Raw genomic sequence first — 16,662 nt, 5'->3', positions numbered from 1 at the left:
TTGGCGTACCGTGCACTGCGGTCAGTTTCGGCGAGACTCGCGTCTCCCCACTCGGGCCACCATGAAAGAGGCACGAATGTGAGAAAGCCGCAGGGCTCAAATCGAGTTGCGGCTTTCAAGCCGCAGTGCACGGGACGCCAATCCCGGTCGCATTTTTGTACGACAGAAGCAGTATATCCACAGCACTAAGCGCCGCGCACCCGATCGATCAAGGCCAGGACATCGGCCGGCAATTCATCCCCGCGCCAGGCCACATGCTGGTCCGGCCGCGACAGCACCCACCGGTGGCGGTACAGGCCCGTGGCTTCGGCCGGGCTCAGGTCCACCACGCGCAGCGGCAGGCCGCGCTGCTTCGCGGCGTCGAGCAAGGGGCTCGCATCGGCCTGCGGGTCCAGCCGCAGCAGCGCGAAGCCGTCGCCCATCGCGTCGTAGAGCGAGCGCCCGCCGTCCAGCCACACGTGCGGCGTGCGGCAGCCCGGCACGGTGGACGGCGTGAAGGTGTCCATGGTGTAGCCGGGCGGGCTTTCGCCGTCGGGGACGATCAGGGGCGAGGCGTCGTAGAAGTAGCCGAAGTTCAGGCCCGCGCAGCAGTACTGCTTCACGTTGAGGTCGTACAGGGTCTTGCCGGCGGCGGCGCGCAAGGCTTCACCGGCCGGGCCTTCGGCCTCCAGCTCGGGCGGCACACTCTCGCGTTCCTTCTGCAGCGCGATGGAATGGTTCATCGCGAAGCGCGACACCTGCTCGGTGATGGGCAGGCGCTCGGCTTCGTAGGCATCGAGCGCGCGCGGCCCGGCCCAGCCCTGCAGGTGGCCCGCGAGCAGCCACGAGAGGTTCATGGCATCGGCGATGCCCGCGTTCATGCCGTAGCCGGCCATGGGCACCCAGAGGTGCGCGGCGTCGCCGCAGATGAAGATCCGCCGCTCGCGCAGCTTGTCGGCCACGAGGCGGCGGCCGATCCAGTCTTCCTTGGAGATCACCTCGTACTCGAAGTCGGCCCCCACGCCGAGGATGGTGCGGATCGAGGCGTCGCGGTCCACCGACTCGAAGTCGGTCTCGCCGGGGCGCAGGTAGTTGTGCAGCACGAATTTCTCGATGCCGTCGATGGCGTACACGTTGCCGCTGCGGCGCGGGTTGTACGAGAAGGTGGCCCAGGCCGGCGGGTGCTGAGCGCGCCGCAGCAGGTCGGGCGCGCGCAGGAAGGTGGACTGCACGCGCTGCACCACCTCCACGCCGTGCAGCGCGGCACCGATCTTCTTGCGCACCAGGGAGCGCCCGCCGTCGCAGCCGATGAGGTGGTCGGCGCGCAGCGTCACCGTGGCGCCGCTGCCGAGGTCCACGGCCTGGGCGCTCACGCCCGTGCCGTCCTGCGCGAGGTCCTCGATGCGGGTGTGCGTGAGGATGCGCAGGCCGGGCGTGGCCAGCGCGTGCTCGAACAGCACGGGCTCCAGGTAGATCTGGTTGATGCGGTGCGGCGGCTCGGGCGTGGGCCAGCCGGTGTCCGGGCCTTGCGTGGCGGTGTAGCGGTCGCGCCGCGAGGGGATGGGGATGCGCGAGAGTTCGTCGCCGGTGAAGGTGGTGCGGTAGGCCACGTCGGCGGGGTGGTCCGCCGGCAGGCCGGTGTCGCGCAGGGTCTTGGCCACGCCGAGGCGGCGGAAGATCTCCATGGAGCGCGCCGAGACGTGGTTGCACTTGGCCTCGGGCCGTTCGCCGCGCGGGCGCTGCTCCACCAGCAGCACGTCGATGCCGCGTTGCGCGAGGTCGATGGCGAGCGTGAGGCCGACCGGGCCGCCGCCCACGATGAGGACTTGAGCTGAATGGGTGTTCGTCATGGGGCTCGAAGGTGGGAAGGCCGCAGTTCGTCGATGCGGGTGCAGCCGAGCAGGGCCAGGCTGGTCTGGATCTCGCTCTGCAGGATGCCGATCGCCTGCTCGACCCCGGCCTGCCCGCCGACGGTGGCGGCGTAGAGCATGGGCCGGCCCACGAAGACCAGGCGCGCCCCGAGCGCGAGGGCCTTGAGCGCGTCGGTGCCGCGCCGGATGCCACCGTCCAGGCACACCGGCAGCTCGCCCGCCGCGTCCAGCACCTCGGGCAGCACGTCCAGCGGCGCGGCCGCGCCGTCGAGCTGGCGCCCGCCGTGGTTGGAGACGATGAGGCCGTCCACACCGGCCTCGCGGGCCAGGCGCGCGTCGTCGGCGCTGAGCACGCCCTTGATGAGCAGCGCCCCGCCCCACTGGCGGCGGATGAAGGCCACGTGCGCCCAGGTGAAGCGGTCGCGGTCCGAGCGCGCGGCGGCCGTGGGGGTGGCGATGATGGGTCGGCCTGTGGCCTCGCCACCGAAGTTGGGCAGGCGGGGAATGCCGTCGGCCAGCAGGGTGCGCGCGAAAGTGCCGCACAGCCAGCGCGGGTGCAGCACGCCGTCCACGGCGAGCGAGAGGCGCGGCTTGAGCGGGATGGTGAAGCCCAGGCGCCGGTCGCGGTCGCGGTTGGAGGCGATGGGCACGTCCACGGTGACCACGAGCACGCCCACCTGGGCGCTGCGCAACCGCGCGAGCAAGGCGGTGATGCGCGCTTCGTCGCCGGGAATGTAGCCCTGGTACCAGCTGCCCGGCGCGGCTTGCATCACCTGTTCCAGCGGCACGCTGGAGGCGGCGCTGAGCACGAAGGGGATGCCGCCGGCGCGCGCGCCCTGCGCGAGCGCGAGGTCCGCGCGGTGCGCGAACAGCGCGCAGCCGCCCATGGGCGCGATGCCGAAGGGCGAGGCGTAGGGGGTGCCGAACAGCGTGGTGTTCTGCCTCACCGAGGCCACGTCCACCAGCGTGCGCGGCACGAAGGACCAGCGTTCGAACGAACGCGCGTTGGCCAGCACCGAGGCGCCGCGCTCCGAGCCGTTGGCCGCGAAGCCGTAGAGCGCGCGCGGCAGGCGCGAGCGCGCGGCGGCGTCGAAGTCGTCGAGGTTGAGGACCACGGGGTCAGGCCCGCAGCGCCTGCACGGCGCCGGGGATCAGGTCGAAGCCCAGGCCCGGCGCTTCCGACATGGTGATGCGGCCCCCCACGGGCTCGGGGAAACCCTGGTAGAGGCGCTTCATCATGGCCACCACCGGCAGGTGCCACTCGACCTTGGTGCCGTTGCCCACGCCGGCCTGCAGGTGCATGTTGTGCAGCGGGTAGGCGCCGCCGCTGGTGATGGACACGTTGAAGGCGTTGGCCAGCGCGGCGATGCGCACGCACTGCGTGAAGCCGCCGGTGATGACCACGTTGGGCTGCACGAAGTCCACGCTGCGCGCCATCAGCCAGTCGCGGAAGCGGTAGGCCAGGCCTTCGTTCTGGCCGCAGGTCAGCGGCATGCCGGTGCGCGCGCGCAGGTCGGCCATGGCCAGCACGTCGTTCTGCGTGATCGGTTCTTCGAAGAAGCCGAGGTTGCAGTCGGCGGTCAGGCGGATCAGGCGCTCGGCGTGGTACGCGTCCAGGCCGCAGTTGGCGTCGATGTAGAGCGAGACCTCGTCGCCCGCGGCCTCGCGCACCGCGTGCACGCGCTTGGCGTCCTCCTTGATGACCGACATGAGGCTGCGGCTCTCGCGGCGCGGCAGCGCGCGAAAGCCCACCACCATCTTCAGGTGCTCCACGCCTTCGGTGGCCAGGGACTTGACCGCGCCGCGCAGGCCGTCGATGTCGAGGAACTCGAAACCGAAGGTGGCGTAGATGTCGAGCTCCTTGCGCGCCGCGCCGAGCAGGCGCCAGATCGGCTGCTTGAGCGCCTTGCCCTTGATGTCCCACAGCGCCACGTCGATGGCGGCGATGGCGTGCTGCGCGTAGCCGGTCTGGCCGCGCGAGGCGGTGAGCCAGTACATCTGCTCCCAGCGCGCCTCGTGCGCCAGCGGGTCGGTGCCGATGAGGGCCGGCGCGAGCACGTGGGTGATGATGGACTCGGCCACCTTCTCCTGCGTGATCGCGGTCAGGCCGTGGCCGATCAGGCCTTCGTCGGTCTCGACCTCGACGACGCAGCAGCCGAGCGCCTCCTGGTGCCGGCCGCCGCCGGGCACGTCGAGCGTGAAGGGGATGTGGAGCGCGGTGGCGGTGATGCGGATGATTTTCATGGGCGAAGGGTGGAATTCAGGCCAGGGTGAACAGGCGGCCGCCGGCGGTGCGGCTGCGTGGGTCTTCGCCCGCCGCGCGCACCACGTCCCGGAAACCGCTGGGCGAGCTGCCGATGGCGGGAAGGCCGAGCTGCTCTTCCAGCGTGGCGATGGCGTCGAGCGTGAGCAGGCCGCCGCAGGACATGAAGATGCCTTGCGCGCCAGGCGCCTGGGCGTGCACCTTTCGGCTCAGCGCGACCAGGCGTTCGGTGGAGACCTCGGCCGCGCCGCCGACCGGCTCGATGCCCAGGCCTTCGATGGCGGTGACCTCGAAGCCCAGGGCGCCGAGGTAAACAACCAGGCGCTGATTGAGCTCGTCGATGTACGAGGTGGCCACCGCCACGCGCTGCACACCCAGGGCCCGCAGCGCCGAGACGACGGCGTGGCTCATGGTGGTGCAGGGCACGCCCGTGGCCTGCTGCATGGCGTCGCGCAGCTGGTCGGTGAAGGCCGGGCCCTGGTAGAAGCTGAGCGAGGTGCCCATGAGCGAGATCGCCTGCGCGCCGTCCGCTCGCAGGGCGCGGGCGTGGTCGACGATCTGGTTCACCACGGGCGCGAAGCCCCGGGGCGACACGCCGTCGATGCCCAGGCCGCGCGCGATGAAGTCGAAGCGCTCGCCGTACAGCAGGGGCGCATCGGGCGGCACGCGCCCGTGGGCCGGCGGCACGATCAGGCCGATGCGGGGGCGCGGCGCGCTCATTCGGCCGAGATGCCCTGGGCCTTGATGACCCGGCCCCACTCCGCGTACTCGCGCTTCACGTCGGCCGCCAGCGGGCCCGGCGCCAGGTAGGCGGTGGTGACGCCTTGCGCGGCGGCGGCGCTGGCCGCTTCGGGCGTGGCCAGCAGCTCACCCACGGCCGCGCTCAGGCGGTCGATGACGGCCTGCGGCGTGCCGGCCGGCGCCAGCAGCATCTGGCGGGGCGCGACGTGAAACCCCGGCACCACCTCGGCCAGGGTGCCGATGTCGTCCGCGCCGGCCAGGCGGGTCGAGCTGAACATGGCGATGGCCTTCACGCGCCCGCTGCGAACCTGCGGCACGCCGGCCGCGGCGCTCACCACGCCGAACTGCAACTGGCCATTGATCACGTCGGTGACGAGCTGCGACGCGCCGCGGTAGGGGATGTGCAGCAGGTGCGTCTTGGTGCGCGACTTGAACAGCTCCACGCCCAGGTGGTGCACGGTGCCGATGCCCGAGGTGCCGTAGGTGAAACGGCCCGGGTTGGCCTTGACCAGCGCGAGGAACTCGGCCGGGTTGCTGGCCTTCACCTCGTTGTTCGCCACCAGCAGCAGGCGCGACTGGAACAGGCCGGCCACGGGCACGAGCGATTTGATCGGGTCCAGCGAGGAGGTCTGGTTCTGCAGCTGCGGTGCGATGAGCAGCGCGCTTTCGCCGTGCAGCAGCGTGTAGCCATCGGCCGGCGCCTTGGCCACGGTGTCGGCGGCCAGCAGGCCGGCCGAGCCGGCGCGGTTCTCCACGATGACGGACTGGCCCAGCGCGGTGGTGAGTCGCTGCGCGACGATGCGCGCCATGGTGTCCACCGCGCCACCGGCGGCGTAGCCGACGAAGATGCGGATCGGCCGGTTGGGGTAGGGGCCGGCCTGGGCGAAGGCCAGGGGCGCGGCGCCGGCGGCGAGGGCCGCGCCCACGAAGCTTCGTCGGCGGAGGTTGGGGTTCATCGTCTTGTCTCCTGGTGGTGGTTGTTCAGGCGACCCGCACTTCCACGAGCGAGGGGCCTCTCGAGGCGAGGGACGCTTTCAAGGCCGCGTGCAACTGGCCGGCGTCTTCCACGCGCTCGCCGGGCACACCATGCCCTTGCGCCAGCGCGACGAAGTCGATGCCCGGCAGGTCGGTGCCCGGCAGCACGGCGCCGGCCGGGAAACCGAGCACGCCGCCGAAGCGCTTCATCGCGCCGTAGCGGCGGTTGTTGACCACGACGAAGCTGATGTTCAGGCCGAGCTGCGCGGCGGTCCACAGCGTCTGGATCGAGTACATGCTGGAGCCGTCGCCGATGATGGCGATCACGCGGCGCTCGCGCCAGGCCAGGGCGATGCCGGCGGCGGCCGGCATGCTGTGGCCCAGGCCACCGCTGGCCATGGTGAAGAAGGAGCGCGGCTTCAGGATGGGCAGGTGCTGGTGCATCACCACGCGGGCGGTGGGCGCCTCTTCCACGATCACGTCGTCGGGCGAGCGCAGTTCCGCGATGGTCTGCAGCAGGTAGGCCACCTGGGTCGGCGCGCCCGGTTCGGCGCGGGCTTCGCGCACCCAGGCCGGCGGCGGGGTGCGCGCGCGCTGCGGTTGCGCGCCCTGCAGGGCCTGCAGCGCCAGCGCCACGTCGCCCACCACCGAGGTGCCCACCGGCGAGCGCGCGGCGGCATCGGGGTCTTCGGTGAGCTGCCACAGCGTGGCGCCGTCGGGCAGGTGCGGGCCGTCGCCTTCCACGTGGTAGGTGAACACCGGCGCGCCGATCACCACGACGAGGTCGTGGCCGGCCAGTTTCTGCACGATCTGCGCCTTGACCGCGGGCAGGAAACCGTGGAACAGCGCATGGTCCTCGGGGAAGCCCGCGCGCGCCGACATGGGCGCGTTGAACACCTTGGCGCCGTGGCGCTCGGCCAGGGCGACGATGCCGTCCCAGGCCCCGGTGCGGTCCACTTCCGCGCCGGCCACGAACACCGGCCGCTCGCAGGCCGCGAGCGCCTGCGCCAGCGCGGCGATGGCCTGCGGTTCGGGCGCCGTGCGCCGGCTCATGGCACGCTGCACCACCGGCTCGGCGGGCTGGTCCCAGTCGTCCGAGGGCACGGAGACCAGCACCGGGCCGCAAGGCGCCTGCAGCGCGCGGCGGCAGGCGGTGGCGATGGCCTGGGGCACGTCCTGCGCGCGCGCCGGTTCGATGCTCCATTTCACGTACGGCTGCGGCAGCTCGGTGGCGCGCTCCGAGGCCAGGTAGGCGTCCAGCGGCTGGATCGAGCGCGACTGCTGGCCCGCGATGACCACCAGCGGCGTGCGGTTCTTGAACGCCGTGTAGAGGTTGCCCATGCCGTGGCCCACGCCGGCGGCCGAGTGCAGGTTGACGAAGCCGACCTTGCCGGTGGCCTGGGCATACCCGTCGGCCATGCCCACGCACACGGCTTCCTGCAGGCCCAGCACGTACTGGATGTCGCTGGGGAAGTCGCGGAACATGGGCAGCTCGGTGGAGCCCGGGTTGCCGAAGATGGTGTCCACGCCGAACTGGCGCAGCACGTCGTACACGCCGTCGCGCACGGTGAAAGGGGTCGGGGAAACGGGGCTCATGCGGAATAGCTGCGGTTGACGAACTTGGTGTGGAGGTAACTGTCGAGGCCCTCTTCGCCGCTCTCGTAGCCGTAGCCGCTGTCGCGCACGCCGCCGAACGGCGCCTCGGCGACGGTGACGACGGTGCTGTTGATGGCGACGCTGCCCACCTCCAGGTCGGCGATCATCTGGCGTTGCAGGCGCGCGGAGTCGGTGAACACGTAGGAGCCCAGGCCGTAGCGCGTGGCGTTGGCCAGCTCGATGGCCTGCGCGGGCGTGTCGAAGGCGCGGATCAGCGCGACCGGGCCGAAGGGCTCCTCGCGCATGGCCTTGGCATCGGGGTTCACGTCGGCGAACACGGTGGGCTGGTGGAAGTAGCCCTGCTCGCCCACGCGCTCGCCGCCGGCCACCAGCGTGCCTTCGGTGCGTGTCGCATCGACGAGCTCGCGGATCGCGCCCAGGCGCCGGCCGTTGGCCAGCGGCCCCATGTCGGTGCCCTCGGCCAGGCCGTCGCCCACGCGCAGTTGCGAAGCGGCGGCCGCGAAGGTGTCGACGAAGCGCGCGTAGGCGCCGCGCTGCACGAAGAAGCGCGTGGGCGCGTGGCAGAGCTGGCCGGCGTTGCGGAACTTGGCCGCGACCAGCTGGCGCGCCACGGCGTCCACGTCGGCGTCGTCGAACACGATCACCGGCGAGTGGCCGCCGAGCTCCAGCGTGAGGCGCTTGAGGCCGGGCGCGGCCAGGCGGGCCAGGCCCTGCCCCACCGCCACCGAGCCGGTGAAGGAGACCTTGCGAATCACGTCCGACGCGATCAGGTGCGAGGACACGAAGGACGGCACGCCGAAGACGAGGTTGATCACGCCGTCGGGCACGCCGGCTTCGATGAAGCACTCGACCATCTTCGCGACCGAGGCCGGGGTTTCCTCGGGCGGCTTGAGGATGCAGGAGCAGCCCGCCGCGAGCGCGCCGCCGAGCTTGCGCGCGGCGAGGATCACGGGCACGTTCCAGGGCGACATCAGCAGGCAGGGGCCCACAGGTTCCTTGCGCACCTCGTAGTCGGCGCCCGGCTGCGGCGCTGGCAGGATGCGGCCGTAGACGCGCTTGGCCTGCTCGGCGTACCACTGCACCATGTCGGCCGCCACATCGACTTCCATGCGCGCCTGGGCCAGGGGCTTGCCCTGCTCCAGCGTGAGCAGGCGCGCGATGGCCTCGCGCTGCGCGCGCAGGTTCTGCACGCCCTGCAGTAGCACGCGCTGGCGCGCCGCCGCGGGCGTGGCGCGCCAGACCTTGAAGCCCTGGGCCACCGCCGCGAGCGCGTCGTCGAGGTCGCGCGCCGAGGCGTGCGTCAGCTCGTCGAGCACGGCTTCGGTGGCGGGGTTGATCACCGGGCTGCGGGTCTCGGCGCTGCCCGCGCGCCACTGCCCGCCGATGAACAGGCGCGGCGCGCGGTAGGTGATCTCGCTCATGCTCACTGATCGGCCTTGATGTTGTTCTTGCGCGCGACCTCGGTCCAGGTGGGGATCTCCTGCGCGATCTGGCGGGTGAAGGCTTCCGAGGTGCTGGAGGCCGGCGTCAGGCCCAGCTGGGCCATGCTCTTGAGCGTCTCCGGGTGCTGCACCGCCTTGGCCACTTCACGCTCCAGCAGCTTCACGATGGGCGCGGGCGTGCCGGCGGGCGCGAACAGGCCGATCCAGAACTGGATGCTCAGGTCGATGCCCTGCTCCTTGAGCGTGGGGATGTCGGGGAAGGACGGGTTGCGCACGTCGGAGGACACGGCCAGGCCCCGCACCAGCTTGCCGTTGATGGCGCCGGCCGCCGGGCCGGGGTCGAGCATGCTGAAGGTGGTCTCGCCGCCGGCCACGGACTTCATCGAGTCGCCGCTGCCCTTGTAGGGCACGTGCTGCGACTGGATGCCGGTGCGCTCCTTCAGCAGCTCGGTGGCGAGCTGGAAGGTGGAGGCGCTGGAGGCGTAGTTGGAGAGCTGCGGGTTGTCCTTGGTGTACTTCACCAGGTCGGGCATGGACTTGAACGGCGAGTCCGCCTTGACCGAGACGATCAGCGGGAAGGTCGCGATCGTGGAGATCGGGATGAAGTCCTTCTGCGGCGAGTACGGCAGGTTGGCATAGGTGGCGGCGTTGATCACCAGCGGGCCGCTGGCGCCGATCATCAGCGTGTAGCCGTCGGGTGCGGCCTGCTTGGTCACCACGGCCCCCACGATGGCGCCGGTGCTGGGGCGGTTCTCCACCACCACCGGCTGGCCCAGGCTGTCGCCCAGGCGTTTGGCGACGATGCGCGCGAGGATGTCGTTGGAGCCGCCGGGCGAGTAGCCCACGACGAACTTGATGGGCTTGGACGGGTAGGTGTCCTGGGCCTGCACCGCCATGGCAATGGCGGACAGCGCGACGCAGGCCAGAAGGCTTCGGCGAATCATGGTCTTGTCTCCTGTTCTTGAAGGTGTCGAGTATTGGCCCGATGCCATGCCTCGTAAAATGGTGAATTGCTCTCATCCATAACTTTTTGAACATAGCAGGACGGCCCATGGACTGGACGAATCGACTGCGCCTGCGGCACCTGCAGATCCTGGTCAGCCTGGCGGAGACGCAGAACATCAGCCACTCCGCCGAGCGGCTGCACATGACGCAGCCCGCGCTCTCGAAATGGCTCAAGGAGCTGGAGGCCGACATTGGGCTGACGCTGTTCGAACGCCACGCGCGCGGGCTTCGCCCCACCGCCCACGGCCAGATCCTGCGCGAGTTCGCGGTGCACATCGGCAACGAGCTCGACCGCGCGCGGGAAGAGATGGCCGCGCTGCGCGACGGCGGCAGCGGCCGCGCGGTGATCGGCGCCTCGGGCGCCACCATCGCGGGCGTGGTGCCGCAGGCGGTGCTGTCGCTGCTGGCCCGCATGCCCAACGCGAGCGTGGAGCTGGTCGAGGCGCCGATGGACCGGCTGTTCCAGCAGCTCACGCAGCGCGAGATCGACATCGCGGTGGGCCGGCCGGCGGCCAAGTACCACGACCCGGGCATCGCCTCGGAGGTGCTCTACGAGGAGCGGCTGCATTTCGCGGTGCGGCCGGACCACCCGCTGGCGCAGCGCAAGTCCCTGCAGTGGTCGCACCTGCTGGCCCAGCGCTGGGTGGTCTGGACGCGCGACATCCCCGCGCGCGACCTGCTCGAATCGGCGCTCTCGGCCGCCGGCCGCACGATCCCGGGCGCGAGCGTGCAGTCGAACTCCCTGCTCGCCACCATCGCGCTGGTGGCGGAAAGCGACATGGTGGCCGTGGTCTCCGAGCGCGCCATCGAGCTGCCCGAGCGCTGGAAGATGCTCAAGCGCCTGCCGCTGTTGCTGGAGACGCCCAGCGCCATGACCATGTACTGGCGCAAGGACGCGCTCGGCTTCGCGGCGGTGGACGGCCTGCTGGACGCGCTGCGCGAGGTGGCGCGGCAACCGGCGCGCACCGTGCGCCCTCGCAAAGCCTAACCGGGCAGGCGCGAGGCCGCCTTCTTCACGGCAGACGCGAAGGCCGTGGCCGCCAGCTTGGGCTGCGTGCCGCGCAGCGACACCACGTGCAGCTCGATGTGCACCGTGGGGTTGCTGAGCATGGACACCTTGAGCCCCTGGCGCAGGCAGTCCTCCAGCGCGAAGGACGGCACGATGGCGTGGCCTCGGCCGGCGCGCACCATCGCGATCAGCGTGCCGATCAGGTTCATGCGCGGCCGCTCCTCGTGCGCGCGCCCGATGCGCGCGAGGTGTTTTTCGATCACGGCCTGGATCGGGTTGTCGACCGGCAGGCTGATGAGCGGCAGCTCCGCCAGGCTGCTCCAGGTCTGGCTGGGCCCCAGGCCGCCCGCGCCCTTGCCCGGCGGGCTGATGCGCATCAGCCGGAACTTGCACAGCGGCTGGCGCTGCAGGCCCACGGCGGGCTTGATGAAGAAGCCCAGGCCGATGTCGGCCTCACCCTCCAGGATGCGCTGGCGCACCACGCTCACGTCCACGTCCGCCAGGTGGATCTGCACCTGGGGGTGGCTCTGGTTGAAGGCGCTGATCACCTCCGGCAACAGGCTGGCCGAGACCATGGGCGTGGCCGCCACGTCGATGCGCGAGCGCACGGCCGCCTCGGTGCCGCCGATCACGTCGTCGATGGCGCGCAACTCGGCCACGATGCGCTCGGCCACCGGCTGCAGGCGGCGCCCGGCGTCGGTGAGCGTGACGGAGCGCGTGGTGCGGTCGAACAGGCGCGCGCCCACCTGGTCTTCGAGTTCCTTGACCAGCATGCTCATGCCCGAGGGCGACAGGTGCACCTGTTCGGCCGCCTTGGCGAAGCTGCGCAGGCGCGCCACCTCCAGAAAGGCCTGGAGCTGCCGGCTGCCCACATTGATCAATTTTCTTGAAGAGTTGTTCAAAATCTTCCGTTTGATGAATGTCAAAGGTGTTGCTGTAATTCTCCCTCATCAATGGAGACTGCACCATGAAAACCCCTCCCGCCATCCTTCCCCCCTCCCCGCTGCGCCGAAGCCTCGTGCTCGGTGGCCTGGCCACGGTGGCCGCGCCTTTCGTGCGGGCCCAGGGCCCGGCCAACGGACCGGTGCGCCTGGTGGTGCCGTTCACCCCCGGCACCGGCATCGACCTGATCGCGCGCCAGATCGCGCCCCAGCTGGCCGAGCGCCTGAAACGGCCCTTCTTCGTCGAGAACAAGGCCGGCGCCTCCGGCAACATCGGCACCCAGGAAGTCGTGCGCGCCACGCCGGACGGCAGCACGCTGCTGGTGAGCGTCAACACGCTGGTGATGAACGCCGCGCTGTACCCGAACGCGGGCTTCAACCCGGTCAAGGACCTTGCGGCCGTCTCGCTCACGAGCTGGGGCCAGCTGCTGCTGGTGACCCACCCCAACACCAAGATCGATTCGCTCAAAGGCCTGCTGGAGCGCGCCCGCGCGCGCCCCGGCGCCCTCAACTACGGCTCGCCCGGCGCCGGCACGCCGCACCACCTGGCGATGGAGCTGCTGAAGAACCGCGCCAAGATTTCCATCACGCACATCGGCTACCGGGGCACGGCGCCGGCCGTGACCGACCTGCTGGGCGGGCAGATCGAACTGATGTTCCTGCCGATCCACGTGGCGCTGCAGCACATCAAGGCGGGCAAGCTCAAGGCGCTGGCCATCAGCTCGAGCCAGGCGAACCCGCTGCTGCCCGACGTGCCGCCGCTCAGCAGCCTGAACCTGGGCAACCTGAACGTGGACATGTGGTACGGCGTGCTGGCGCCCGCGGCCACGCCGCGCGCGCTGATCGACCAGCTGAACAAGGAGCTGCGCGACATCCTGGCGCAGCCCGCGATCGCGACCGCGTTCGAGACCCAGGGCATGACGCCCGCCCACTCCACCCCGGAGGCGTTCCAGCAGCTGATGACCACCGACGCCCAGCGCTGGGCCAGCCTGATCAAGGCCCAGGGCATCACCGCCGAGTAAGAGAGAACAGAGAGAAGAGCCACACATGAGCAAACACAGCAACAAGGCCGACAGCACGTTCGACACCGAGGTGGTCATCGTCGGTGGCGGCCCGGTGGGCACGGGCCTGGCGATCGAGCTGGGCCAGCGCGGCGTGCGCTGCGTGGTGGTGGAGCGCTACCCGCAGCCGCAGCCGATTCCCAAGGGCCAGAACCTGACCCAGCGCACCATGGAGCACTTCCACGCCTGGGGCGCGGAGCCGGCGCTGCGCGCCGCGCGCACCATTCCGCCGGAGTACGGCATCGGCGGCCTGACGGCCTACGGCACCCTGCTGGGGCCGCACTACGACTGGCTGCAGCGCGATCTGGTCAAGCCCTATTACTTCACCGGCAACGAGCGGCTGCCGCAGTACGCCACCGAGGCCGTGCTGCGCCGCCGCGTGGCCGAGCTGCCCAGCGTGCACACCCTGTACGGCTGGGAGGCCGAGGACGTGCAGCAGGACGCCGACGGCGTGACGGTGAGCGTGGTAGAGCGCGGCGGCTCGGGCCGCCGGCAGCTGCGCGCAGCCTACGCCGTGGGCTGCGACGGCGCGCGCTCGGTGATCCGCGACAAGGCCGGCATGACCCAGACCCGCACCGACCACGACCGCATGATGGTGCTGCTGGTGTTCAAGTCCGAAGGGCTGCACGAGCTGCTCAAGCGCTACCCCGGCAAGTCCTACTACAACGTACTGCAGCCGGGCCTCAAGGGGTATTGGAAATTCTTCGGCCGGGTGGACCTGGGCAGCACCTGGTTCTTCCACGCGCCGGTGCCGCCGGGCACCACCAAGGACAACTTCGACTTCGCGGCCTACCTGCACGAAGCCGTGGGCGCACCGTTCGAGGTCGAGTTCGAGCACATCGGTTTCTGGGACCTGCGCTTCATGCTGGCCGACACCTACCGCCAGGGCCGCGTCTTCATCGCGGGCGACGCCGCCCACAGCCACCCGCCTTACGGGGGTTATGGCGTGAACTCCGGCCTGGAGGACGCGCGCAACCTGGGCTGGAAGCTGGCGTCCACGCTGCAGGGCTGGGGCGGCGGGGAGCTGCTGGACTCCTACGACGCGGAACGCCGCCCGGTGTTCGGCTCCACGATCCGCGACTTCATCGCCAAGTCGATCGACACCGACCGCGAGTTCCTGGAGACGCACGACCCGGCCGTCGACCAGGCGCGGTTCGACGCCGCCTGGCAGGCGCGCGCGAAAGGCGCGGTGGGCGAGGTGCACGCCTTCGAGCCGAACTACGAAGGCTCGCCCGTGGTGCAGCCCAACGGCAGCGGACAAGGCCCGAGCTCGGTGGGCTCGCACCAGTTCGTCGCGCGGGCCGGCCACCACATCGCGCCGGCGGTCCTGTCCTCCGGGCGCAACGTGTACGAGGCCTTCGGGCCGGGCTACACCCTGATCGCGCTGGGCGCCAGCGCCGCGGAGGCGCAGGCGTTCCGCGAGGCCGCGGCCGCCCTGACGCTGCCGCTGAACGTGGTGGAAGACACCCGGACCGGCGAGGCCGCGCGCTACGAAGCCCGCCTGGTGCTGGTGCGGCCCGACAGCTTCGTCGCCTGGACCTCGGACACGCCGGGGGTGGTGGATGCGGCGCAGGCGCGCGCGGTGCTGGCGATGGCGCGCGGCGGCTGAATCAGGGGCTGCTGGCCGCCCGTTGCGGCAGCAGCAGCCGCGACGGGTGCAGCCGGTCGTGGTGGTAGGTGTCGGTGCCGGCCTTCTGCCCATACCAGTGCGTCATCGGCTGGTCGATCATCGTGGAGTCGTTGTTCGTGATCTCCAGCCGCAGGCGCTCGCCGGGCTGCACGACGAAGCCCATGGGCATGAGTTCGATGCGCAGCTCCACCACCTGACCCGGCGCCACGGGCTCGACCTGGTCGTGGGTGTGGAAGGGGCGCAGCTCCTGCGTCAGCGCCGGGTCCTCGCGCCGGTGCGAGGCGCGCAGCCAACCCTGGCTCATCTTGCGCGCGGGCCCGGGGCGGCCCGGCGCGGGCAGCAGGCTCAGCTTGACGAAGACGTCGAAGTCGGCCTGGTCGGACGAGGCGTGCAGCACCAGGGCGCCCTGGCCGGTGAACTCGTTTTCCTTCTCGAACGGCGCCGTGGTGAAGGTGTTGACGCGGGCCACGTGGTCGGGCGCGCCATTGACGAAGGTGGTCACCCCGGCCACCCACTGTTCGTCGGGGTAGGTCCATGCGGTGGTGGCGGTGGCCTCGGCGGGCGCGGCGTCGGTCAGCGAGCCGTCGTTGAGCGAATTCACCACGCCGCTGCGCGCGCCGCTGAGGTAGAAGGCGCGTGGCGCCGCGTCGGCCGGTGGCCAGGCGTCGGTGCTCGCATAACGCCCGCGCCCGTTGACGAAATAGCGCACCGCCGCCTGGTCCATGACGCCGTTGTCCACACCCTTGAGGTGGTGGTCGTACCAGGGCAGCAGCTCCTCGCGGTGCAGGGCCTCTTCGGCGAAATAGTGCTGTGCCTTGTGGAAGGTGTCGGGCTCGGTGATGAGCAGGCGGCGCGGGCCGCGCACACCGTTGAAGCCGTTGACGTTGCCGCGCAGGTGCAGCGAGGCCTTGCCCCAGACGCCGATGGAGAACACCGGGATGTCGATGTTCCCGAGCTCCCAGAAGGCGGCGCGGCGGCGGTGCCACCCATCGTCCAGCGTGTGCGACAACACGTCGGGCAGCACCTCGTGGCGCGCGCCACCGCGCACGTCGTGCCCTTCGGCGGTGTGCTGCAGCAGCACCGAACCGATCAGCCACGAACCCAGGAAGCCCTGGATGGGCACACCCCCGTGGTACAGGAAGTCGCGGTAGGGGTCGCACGAGCCGTCGTAGGGCACGATGGTGGTGAGGTGCGGCGGGCGCGTGCGCGCGGCGTTCCACTGGCTCATGGCGTAGTAGGACTGGCCGATCATGCCGATGCGCCCGCTGGACCAGGGCTGGGTGGCGATGTGTTCGATCGCGTCGTGCGTGGCCTCGCCTTCGGCCTTGGACCACGGGTCCCAGATGCCTTCGGACACGCCCGAGCCCGGCAGGTCCAGGATGACGTAGGCGTAGCCGTGGTCCAGGTACAGCTGGATGGGGCCGTATTCGATGAAGGGGAACACGCCCATGGCGGGCAGGCGGCGCAGGGACTTCTGGTACGGCGAAGCGGCCAGCAGCGTGGGGAAGGCGCCCCGCCCGCCGGGCGGCAGGTAGACGTCGGCGCGCAGCAGCAGGCCGTCGCGGGTGCGGAACTGGATCTCGAACGGGGTCACGTTCACGGTGGTCATGCGCGGGTTTCCTCAGAGGGGGTCATGTCGAAGCGGTCGCCGAAATCGAAGTAGTCGTCGTGCACGAAGCCATTCTCGTAGTACTGGATCTCCCACCAGTTGTGGTCGAGGTCTTCGAAGTAGAACGAGTACACGCCGTGCATGTCCTGGATGGGGAGCACCTGGCGGATGCCGTAGGTGTCCTTGAACCGCAGCGCCAGCGCGTGCGCGTGGTCCACCTCGTCGCGCGAGGCGACGTCCAGCCCCCAGTGGTTGAGCACGTTGCAGGGGTGGATCTGGTCGCCCACCTCCACGCACACCACATGGAAGCGCATGCCCAGGCGGATCGACATCGCGGGCTTGGCGTGGCGCGCGCATTCGAGCCCCAGGAACTCTTCGTAGAAGCGGCGCGAGGCCGCGAGGTTGAAGCACTCCAGCGTGCCGTGGCTCAGGCACAAAGGCTTGAGCACGGAGTGGCGCGCCGGCGGTTCGACGCGGCAGTTGTCGGGGACGAATCCAGCGATCATGGCGATGGGTCTC

Annotated in this window: 14 protein-coding genes; 3 read left to right on the top strand and 11 right to left on the bottom strand. The window is 70.7% G+C overall.

All coding sequences use genetic code 11. The annotated features are described in order from the left end of the window. Nucleotides 1–185 precede the first annotated feature (185 nt). Genes AC1Q9M_RS05285 through AC1Q9M_RS05250 form a run of 8 tightly spaced genes read right to left on the bottom strand, consistent with a single transcriptional unit; the run spans nt 186 to nt 9,832 of the window. Nucleotides 186–1,829 carry an FAD-dependent oxidoreductase gene (locus tag AC1Q9M_RS05285; RefSeq protein WP_492432780.1) on the bottom strand — a complete coding sequence of 548 codons (1,644 nt, stop codon included), beginning with the start codon at nt 1,827–1,829 and terminating at the stop codon, nt 186–188. Further along, entirely contained in the window at nt 1,826–2,965 is a 1,140-nt protein-coding gene (locus AC1Q9M_RS05280) for an alpha-hydroxy acid oxidase (RefSeq protein ID WP_492432778.1), read from the bottom strand. Before AC1Q9M_RS05280 ends, AC1Q9M_RS05285 begins: the two co-directional genes overlap by 4 nt. Nucleotides 2,966–2,969: 4 nt before the next feature. Continuing rightward, nucleotides 2,970–4,094, bottom strand: coding sequence for a mandelate racemase/muconate lactonizing enzyme family protein (locus AC1Q9M_RS05275; protein ID WP_492432777.1), 1,125 nt, complete (start codon nt 4,092–4,094; stop codon nt 2,970–2,972). A 16-nt stretch (nt 4,095–4,110) separates the two neighbouring features. Next, on the bottom strand, nt 4,111–4,833 hold the full coding sequence (locus tag AC1Q9M_RS05270; RefSeq protein ID WP_492432775.1) for an arylmalonate decarboxylase: 723 nt from the start codon (nt 4,831–4,833) through the stop codon (nt 4,111–4,113). Further along, entirely contained in the window at nt 4,830–5,810 is a 981-nt protein-coding gene (locus AC1Q9M_RS05265) for a Bug family tripartite tricarboxylate transporter substrate binding protein (protein ID WP_444688536.1), read from the bottom strand. Before AC1Q9M_RS05265 ends, AC1Q9M_RS05270 begins: the two co-directional genes overlap by 4 nt. A 25-nt stretch (nt 5,811–5,835) precedes the next feature. Continuing rightward, complete coding sequence (gene mdlC / locus AC1Q9M_RS05260) at nt 5,836–7,425, bottom strand: benzoylformate decarboxylase (protein WP_382323172.1); 1,590 nt, start codon at nt 7,423–7,425, stop codon at nt 5,836–5,838. Beyond that, nucleotides 7,422–8,867 carry an NAD-dependent succinate-semialdehyde dehydrogenase gene (locus AC1Q9M_RS05255; RefSeq protein ID WP_492432772.1) on the bottom strand — a complete coding sequence of 482 codons (1,446 nt, stop codon included), beginning with the start codon at nt 8,865–8,867 and terminating at the stop codon, nt 7,422–7,424. The genes mdlC and AC1Q9M_RS05255 overlap by 4 nt, the downstream gene beginning before the upstream one ends. A 2-nt stretch (nt 8,868–8,869) precedes the next feature. Then, nucleotides 8,870–9,832 (bottom strand): Bug family tripartite tricarboxylate transporter substrate binding protein, encoded by a 963-nt coding sequence (locus tag AC1Q9M_RS05250; RefSeq protein WP_492432770.1) that lies wholly within the window; start codon nt 9,830–9,832, stop codon nt 8,870–8,872. A gap of 107 nt (nt 9,833–9,939) precedes the next feature. Between AC1Q9M_RS05250 and AC1Q9M_RS05245 the strand changes: the two genes are divergently transcribed. Next, nucleotides 9,940–10,881, top strand: a complete 942-nt coding sequence (locus AC1Q9M_RS05245) for a LysR family transcriptional regulator (protein WP_382323168.1) — start codon at nt 9,940–9,942, stop codon at nt 10,879–10,881. On the opposite strand, the gene AC1Q9M_RS05240 is transcribed toward AC1Q9M_RS05245, so the two are convergent. Further along, nucleotides 10,878–11,774 carry a LysR family transcriptional regulator gene (locus tag AC1Q9M_RS05240; protein WP_382325871.1) on the bottom strand — a complete coding sequence of 299 codons (897 nt, stop codon included), beginning with the start codon at nt 11,772–11,774 and terminating at the stop codon, nt 10,878–10,880. The two genes, AC1Q9M_RS05245 and AC1Q9M_RS05240, sit on opposite strands and share 4 nt — an antisense overlap. A 95-nt stretch (nt 11,775–11,869) precedes the next feature. Here AC1Q9M_RS05240 and AC1Q9M_RS05235 point away from each other — a divergent pair, with 95 nt between their 5' ends. Beyond that, nucleotides 11,870–12,865: a tripartite tricarboxylate transporter substrate binding protein gene (locus AC1Q9M_RS05235; RefSeq protein WP_444688538.1), complete on the top strand. Its 996-nt coding sequence runs from the start codon at nt 11,870–11,872 to the stop codon at nt 12,863–12,865. Nucleotides 12,866–12,890: 25 nt separating this feature from the next. After that, nucleotides 12,891–14,513 carry an FAD-dependent monooxygenase gene (locus AC1Q9M_RS05230; RefSeq protein ID WP_492432767.1) on the top strand — a complete coding sequence of 541 codons (1,623 nt, stop codon included), beginning with the start codon at nt 12,891–12,893 and terminating at the stop codon, nt 14,511–14,513. 1 nt (nt 14,514) lies between these two features. Here AC1Q9M_RS05230 and AC1Q9M_RS05225 read toward each other — a convergent pair whose 3' ends face one another. Both AC1Q9M_RS05225 and AC1Q9M_RS05220 read right to left on the bottom strand, forming a co-directional pair. Further along, nucleotides 14,515–16,143 carry a CocE/NonD family hydrolase gene (locus AC1Q9M_RS05225; protein ID WP_492432765.1) on the bottom strand — a complete coding sequence of 543 codons (1,629 nt, stop codon included), beginning with the start codon at nt 16,141–16,143 and terminating at the stop codon, nt 14,515–14,517. Then, nucleotides 16,140–16,649 (bottom strand): VOC family protein, encoded by a 510-nt coding sequence (locus AC1Q9M_RS05220; protein WP_382162057.1) that lies wholly within the window; start codon nt 16,647–16,649, stop codon nt 16,140–16,142. The genes AC1Q9M_RS05225 and AC1Q9M_RS05220 overlap by 4 nt, the downstream gene beginning before the upstream one ends. Nucleotides 16,650–16,662 lie beyond the last annotated feature (13 nt).

Source organism: Hydrogenophaga sp. GW823-FHT04C09 (genome assembly GCF_058796355.1).
The sequence above is the reverse complement of the archived record's forward strand: the minus strand, read 5'-3'. Positions and strand labels throughout refer to the sequence as shown.